This is a genomic window from Dechloromonas denitrificans, from assembly GCF_001551835.1.
GTDB classification, from domain to species: domain Bacteria; phylum Pseudomonadota; class Gammaproteobacteria; order Burkholderiales; family Rhodocyclaceae; genus Azonexus; species Azonexus denitrificans.
This window is the reverse complement of the sequence record NZ_LODL01000040.1, coordinates 1-3,117: the sequence shown is the minus strand read 5'-3', so window position 1 is coordinate 3,117 and position 3,117 is coordinate 1. Positions and strand designations below refer to the sequence as shown.

Sequence of the window (3,117 nt, the reverse complement as noted above, 5' to 3'; positions counted from 1 at the left end):
TACAAAATACATATGCCATTCCTGAAGCGGGAAGCGCAACAGCAAATCTCCGATGCAAAAAAAGTACTGGCCCACTGGAAAGCAGTCCAGTCCGAGCAGACATGAAGTGACGGAGCCGCCGAAAGGCGGTTTTTTTTGCGGAGCCTAGTAATCGGGCAGCATTCGAGCGTAAGCACCCTGTGAACCCAGCTTGAACTATTGGGTATCGGACTTTCCGGGGGATGAACGAGTGCTGTGCGGTCAACAACAATACCAACCACTGAGGAGCCAATGGTATGGCGAGGTGGCTTTTGGTTTCAATCGGCCGCTCATATTGGCACTGCCTCGGCAAGCACTATGGCGCGAATTTTCTCGGGAAGCGCCCTCGGCGTGAGCACATCCACAGGCCCCCCGAGCAGTTGCAGCAGTTCGTGACGGATCGCGCCAATTTCCAATAGCGTCGTTTCCGGAGTTGGATCGATAACGATATCCAAATCGCTACTCTCGGTATCATTGCCATGGATAACAGAGCCGAAGACGCGGGCATTACAGGCGCGGTGGGCTTCCACTATGCGCCGGATGTCTTCCCGGTGAGAGGCCAGTGCAAGAGAAGGCTTCATTACTCCGTTATCTTCACGGTCTAACCCTTCAATTCACAAATAATTTCACCAGGGACTTACATTCGAACGCGTCGATCACCAGTCCTAGGTTATGGAATTTCGCTGAACGGCCGCTTTGTCCTTCACGTTACGGCAGGCTATTGCCTATAGCATTATGTATTCGCAGTTAGCAAAATTGTTGGTAGCAAAGTCAAGATCGCAGCAGTCCTGATGAGCACCGGGTTTAGATATCCCGGCTCGTTATTGAGGGTTATCAGCCGTCTTATTTCCCGCGAATAAAGCAACAACGAGGTTTTTTTGCCTTTTAATGGTGCGCCCCCCATCTCTAAACGATTGGGCATCAGCGACATAATGGCAGCTTGATTGCCAACGATAGAATCAGTTGGTTAGATGCGCTTACCGTTCCCTGGCCGCCTCATGCCAAGCCTTCCTGACCGGTGACAACAGATACTCCATCACCGTCCGGTTCCCCAGCCAGATTTCTGCATTCGTCTGCATGCCGGCAGATAGCGCAAAGCGCTGTCCATCCATGTTCAGCGCCATATCCTTCAAACGCACCAGCGCCTTGTAGAGCAATGGCTGGATTTTCTTGTTTGGATCGTTCTGGCCAGCGGTATTGCTGTCCGCCGCGTCGGCGCTGACGTGCTCGACCGTTCCTTCGACCATGCCGTATTTCTGGAAAGGGAACGCAGCAAACTTCAGTTTTACCGGTTGGCCTTCGCGGACAAAGCCAATGTCTTCATTCGATACCCACACCTCGGCACGCAGTATTTCATCCTTCGGTACCAACGTCAGCAGAATGGTGCCGGGTTGGACGACCGTACCGGCCGTGTGGGTCGCCAGGTCCTTCACGACACCTTCCTGCGGCGCTTTCAGCTCAAGCAGGCTCTGCTTGTGGCTCTGCTTAGTCATTTCCTGGGCCAGTTTGTCGAATTGTCCCTGGATATCGTTGCGTTCGGCATGCAGTTGCCGCCGGTAGTCGGAGTCGATCTGGGCGAGCTTCTTTTCCGATTGCAGGATATTGGCCTTGGCCGATTCGATCAGGAAACCCTGGGTTTGCAGTTCCTGTTCCTTTTCCAGGCGTTCCCGTTTCTTATCGCTGCCCATCAACGAGCCGGCAAAGCCATCCTTGACCAGCTTCTCATAAGCTTGATCCTGATTGCGGTAATGCGGCAACACCTCTTCGAGTTTCTTCTTGACCTGCTCGGCAGCCGCCATATCCTGCCTGGCCTTGATCAGGCGGGAGCGTTCTTCGGCCAAGGCTGCTTCGAGGGCACTCCGGTTGGCCCGGTACTGGGCAGCGATTTCCTGGGCAAGTTGAGGTCGATCGTCGGTCTGGGTCTTGAAAGACTGGCCAGTCAGTTCGGCTTCGATACGGCGCAAGGCAAGACGCTTTCGCTGATAGTCGGCATCAATGGATTTACTATCAGCTTCGCTAATCAGCGCATCCATGCGCATCAGCACTTGATTGGCTTTAACGCTTTGCCCTTCCTTGATCAGGATGTCCTTGACGATGCCGGATTCTGCCGGCTGAACGATCTTCACGTAGCTTTCCGGAATTAGCTTACCTTCAGCCACGGCGACAATGTCTAGTTTGCCAATCAGCGCCCCGAGCAACAGCGCCAGCAGCAAGGCGAGCAAGCTCCACAGCACCTTACGGCCGAGCGGATTAGGCGGCGCTTCCTGTAAGCGCAGCAGCGGCGGGGAGAAGTCGAGCGGAGCGGCTTCCGCTTTGGGAAATAAATTTTTCATGAATGGTTCAGAGTAGAACTCGTGCGGAGGCATGAAGCCACCGCACAGATCAGACGCCCGCCTTTACGACAAACTGACGGTACCGGTTTGCAGACTGGTGAGTGAATTAAGCGCCTGCGGATTGGTACCTAAGTTGGTATCGGATAGTGTGCTCAAAGCTGGTGTGACGCCAATGCCAGTTAAGGTACCGTTCTTGCCGTACTGGTAGGCGAGATCGCCGCCCAAGGCTGCTGTATCCGAGCCTGCCAACTGGAAGCTGGTCAGCGCGTTGGTCAGTGCCCAGCTGGTCAGGCTGCTGTTGGCGGCACGGGCTGCATCGAAGGCGCCGACCAGGCTGGTGAAGTTGAAGTTCTCCACCTTCTGGTCCATCAGCGGATTGCTGCCACCTTGCACAAAGCCGGCCATCGCTTCGGCCATCACCTGCAGGCGGGCCACCGGTTTCGACGGGGTTGCGGCATACCAGTCCTTGAAGGTAATCTGGTCGGCCGCGCCGACCTTCAGCACGAGGTCGTTGGTCGATTTGGTGAAGACCAGATCGGCATAAGCCAGACCACTGCCCCCCAAAGACAGGGTATCGCTGCCGGTGCCGCCGGTAGCAAAGGTATCCTGACCATCCCCCTTGTTGAACAGGATTATGTCGTTGCCACCGGCCGTGGTATAGGTGTCGTTGCCCAAACCGCCGAGGAAGACTTCAGCACTGGCGCCGCCGGTGATCGTATCGGCACCTGCACCGCCGTTGAACAAGCCCGTTCCAGAGGTGTCGGTC

2 protein-coding genes and 1 pseudogene are annotated in these 3,117 nt (G+C 55.4%); all 3 read right to left on the bottom strand.

Features of this window, described 5'->3' with window-relative positions; genetic code table 11:
• Positions 1-308: 308 nt before the first annotated feature.
• Positions 309-599 (bottom strand): nucleotidyltransferase family protein, encoded by a 291-nt coding sequence (locus AT959_RS18810; protein ID WP_066886781.1) that lies wholly within the window; start codon positions 597-599, stop codon positions 309-311.
• A gap of 396 nt (positions 600-995) precedes the next feature.
• Positions 996-2,351: an HlyD family type I secretion periplasmic adaptor subunit gene (locus AT959_RS18805; protein ID WP_083518502.1), complete on the bottom strand. Its 1,356-nt coding sequence runs from the start codon at positions 2,349-2,351 to the stop codon at positions 996-998.
• A 63-nt stretch (positions 2,352-2,414) separates the two neighbouring features.
• Positions 2,415-3,117 (bottom strand): annotated as a pseudogene (locus tag AT959_RS18800) (hypothetical protein); the annotation flags it as partial.

Excerpts from the sequence above, each read along its gene's own strand:
- AT959_RS18810 (WP_066886781.1), bottom strand. The coding sequence starts at position 599 with ATGAAGCCTTCTCTTGCACTGGCCTCTCACCGGGAAGACATCCGGCGC.
- AT959_RS18805 (WP_083518502.1), bottom strand. The coding sequence starts at position 2,351 with ATGAAAAATTTATTTCCCAAAGCGGAAGCCGCTCCGCTCGACTTCTCC.